Here is a 2,587-nt window from a genome sequence, read left to right on the forward strand (position 1 = left end):
AGATCACTTCTCCTGGTGTCGTTTTGATTGGCATTGCCATTTCTTTGGGTTTCAGGGATAAATGAAGCCTACAAAGGCTTGCTGAATGGTGACATTTTGGTGAGGGTTATCATTTTCTATTGCCTCTTCAACTTTTCTTTTTGCTGCTTCGAGTAATTCTTTTGCTTCTCTTCTTGTTTTGTGAGATTGTTTAACAAGTTCAGCGATTTTTTGTTGGATTTCTGACGATAAAATAGGACCAATTGAATGTTCATTCCATAGTTTATTATGCGGAGTGCAATGCGTCGATAGTCATAAAACAAAAAACAATATATAAGCAATTCCTCCAGTTATCAGAAAAAAAAGCAAGGAATATCGATGAAAACTTAACCATATTTTTTTACGCTTTACCATTCTCAATGCAATAACATTAGCCAAGGAGGCTATAGCTAAACCATTTCCTCCAACATTTACTCCATAAGTTATTGCAAGCCAGTTATGGCTGAACTTTGATATAAGTACACTAGCTGGCACATTGCTAATTAATTGAGAAGTGAGTACAGAAAGCAAAAATACATTACCTGCAGAGTGTAGATTTAATGCATTCACACCCTCTGATAAAATAGGAATAGTTGAAATAACATGAAAATCAATGAAAATAACAATAAACAGTAGTAATAGTAGCCAATCCATCTTTAGCAAAACCTTTCTATAAAATATAAGGTAAAGTAAAAAGACAAGCAGCAATACTAAATGAGCCTGTTTCACTTCGATAGAAATCACATAAACTATCAGCATTGCTATGGACAAAGTAAATAAAACTTTATTCTGCGTTCTATAATCATTAATTCCCTCTGAAAATTTTATTCCTTTGTCCGGGAAAACAATCCACACAAATATTAAAAGAATCACAAGAAGAAGAGTGACTAATGGAAGCATTTCTATAATAAAATTTACAAAAGAAATATTCCACTTGTACCATAAAAAGAGATTTTGAGGATTGCCAATCGGTGTTAAGGCAGAACCTACATTAACAGAGATAGCTTCAAATATAATCAATTTAGAAATATCGTTTTTTACTAAATTTTGAATACCAACTGTTAGCGGAATAACTATAAACAGCGTTACGTCATTTGTGAGAAATGTTGATAGTAATACTGAAAACAAAATAAAAAAAATTGATAGACTTCTTTCACTTTTTAATCTCTTTAATACCTTTCTCGAAAAGACATTGAAATACCCACTTTCCTTTAACCCTGTTGTAATTATAAGTAATCCTGTAAGTGCTATTATTGTTCTCCAATCAACAAAAGAAGGATAATTGATTATTTCGTAAGGATATAAAATAGCTACAATAGCAAGCAGAAAAAGGAATATAAATAAAACTACTTCCTTTTTAACAAACTCAATTATTATTCTCATATTCTACCTACCTTCAACCGAATTTCAGATAGCGTATTACGGACATACGAAGTTCGGCTTTGCCGAATTTGGGCGAAGTGTAACGAAGCCGTATGTCCGCTGTTATATGAAGTTGGGACGGTCATTATTTTCTTCTTAAATATACTATATAAATCAATAGTGTCCTCATGCTTTGTACATGAGAGTGTATCATCTATTCCGCCATAATCTGATGGATTGCGATCAGATTCATAATATCTCCCAGCACTTGCATATCTCTCTACCGATTGGAAGCATTTTCTTTAGACAACGCCATGCATTAAGCCAAGTTCTGACTTTTACCGTAGTGTGTGGATGTTGTAACACAATTTTGGGGTTTTCTTCTTTCAGATTTTCCAGCCCAGTAAAATTTGTTATTTTTTAAATCAACCAAGAACACAAGTTCGATGTGTGTGGTTGGATTAATATAGTTCTGAGTTGTCGATATTTTCTCCTTATACGAATCTACACCTAAGGTTATATAATCTGTTACTTCTCACAATTTATTGCACAAGTCTTCTGTTAAGAGCCAAGATTCCTAAGAAAGTCATTCGTTTCTTTGCCTCCGCTAAATTGGGCAGGGTCTAATATTTCACTATTAGCATACTTATTGGCTAATGAAATAAAATAACATATTTAGGAGGATATAACCCCCCTCCTCCACTCACCAATAAACAAGCTCTCTCGCACTTATCCCCATGCCTTTAGACAACTGTATGAGGTAGAAAGCTAAATGGAAGGTACAACACACACTCTTTTCAACAATTCTACCTGTATATTGATGCAAACGCTTCAATCCAAGCGTATTCTTCACAATATTGAATAATACTTCGATTCTGTTCCGTTTTTCCTTGAACGTTTCCCACTTCTCGATTAGCCTAAGGAATTCTTGCCAGATCTGATCTGATCTTATTCCAAATGTCAAGCAAATAACCCTTTCCAGCCCATATCATATATCGAGCGGTGGAACGAGATTTGCAACCATAATGATTCTCATTATGTCTATAAACCGCTCTACATCGGGTATTTTCAGCCTGCTTGCGGTTTTCTTTGCTCTTCCAGAACCAATAGCTTCAAGTATGATTTTTGCTATAATCCATTTTTAAATAGATTGTTTCTATATCTCCCATTAATGTTTCCATAAGTAACATAACTTAAATTCAAAATT

1 protein-coding gene is annotated in these 2,587 nt (G+C 33.9%); it reads right to left on the reverse strand.

Annotation, left to right across the window (positions count from 1 at the left end):
• Positions 1 to 291 precede the first annotated feature (291 nt).
• Positions 292 to 1,401, reverse strand: a complete 1,110-nt coding sequence (locus J7J01_10370) for a hypothetical protein (GenBank protein ID MCD6211262.1) — start codon at positions 1,399 to 1,401, stop codon at positions 292 to 294.
• Positions 1,402 to 2,587: the final 1,186 nt, after the last annotated feature.

This window comes from Methanophagales archaeon (assembly GCA_021159465.1).
In the GTDB taxonomy this organism is placed as follows: domain Archaea; phylum Halobacteriota; class Syntropharchaeia; order Alkanophagales; family Methanospirareceae; genus G60ANME1.

Coding starts and splice junctions, on each gene's coding strand:
- J7J01_10370 (MCD6211262.1), bottom strand. CDS start 1,401: ATGAGAATAATAATTGAGTTTGTTAAAAAGGAAGTAGTTTTATTTATA.